The 822-nt window shown below is 75.9% G+C and carries 1 protein-coding gene; it reads left to right on the top strand.

From position 1 onward, the window contains the following. Window positions 1-551, top strand: a 551-nt coding sequence (locus ACFV61_RS07315; RefSeq protein ID WP_380490534.1) for a precorrin-6A/cobalt-precorrin-6A reductase, incomplete at its 5' end; no start/stop codon positions are given. Window positions 552-822: the final 271 nt, after the last annotated feature.

The following is an 822-nucleotide window of genomic DNA, read 5'->3' as shown; positions in this document are numbered from 1 at the left end:
CTGGGGTGGCCGGGGTACTCCCCCCCCCCCCCCGGGCCGCCGCCGGGTTGCCCCGCAACGCCGCCCTCGGGGCGGCCGCCGCCGACGTGCCGCTGCTGGCGCTGCGGCGGCCCGGCTGGGCGCCCGTCCCCGGTGACCGCTGGCACCACGCACCCTCGCTCGCCGCGGCCGCCGAACTCCTGCCCGGCCTCGGACGGCGGGTCTTCCTCACCACCGGGCGACAGGGCATCGCCACCTTCGCCCACCTCGACCACCTGCACTTCCTCGCCCGCTCGGTCGACCCGCCCGAGCCGCCGCTGCCGTCCACGCTCGAAGTCCTGCTGGACCGGGGGCCGTTCACGCTCGACGGCGAACGGGCGCTGCTGCGCGAGCACCGGATCGACGTCGTGGTCACCAAGGACAGCGGCGGCGCCGCGACCGCGCCCAAACTCACCGCCGCGCGCGAACTCGGGCTCCCGGTGGTCGTCGTGGAACGCCCGCCGCTGCCCGACGGCGTACCGGCGGCCCCGGACGTACCGGGCGCGGTGCGGTGGTTGCAGCACCTGCGCTAGGACGGCCGGTCGGGTCGGGTCGGGTCGGGTCGGGTCGGGTCGGCCGAATGTCGACGCCGACACCGCCGACCCGGACGAAGCCTTCGCGGCCTGGCGCCGCGAGTGCGGCCATGCCCGTCAACTCGTCGCCGCCGCCGAGTCGTTGGACGTCCTGGGGCACTACGGCGAGGAGGTGCGACTAGGGGCTCTCTTTCGGATCACGTCGGATCAGCGCGCGGCGTCGGAGTGCGTGCATCGCAAGGCGGAGGAGGGAGTCCATGCGGAGTATCGG

Origin of the sequence: Kitasatospora sp. NPDC059817, from assembly GCF_042731835.1 — a bacterium.
GTDB lineage: Bacteria > Actinomycetota > Actinomycetes > Streptomycetales > Streptomycetaceae > Kitasatospora.
This window is presented reverse-complemented; position numbering and strand designations above follow the sequence as displayed.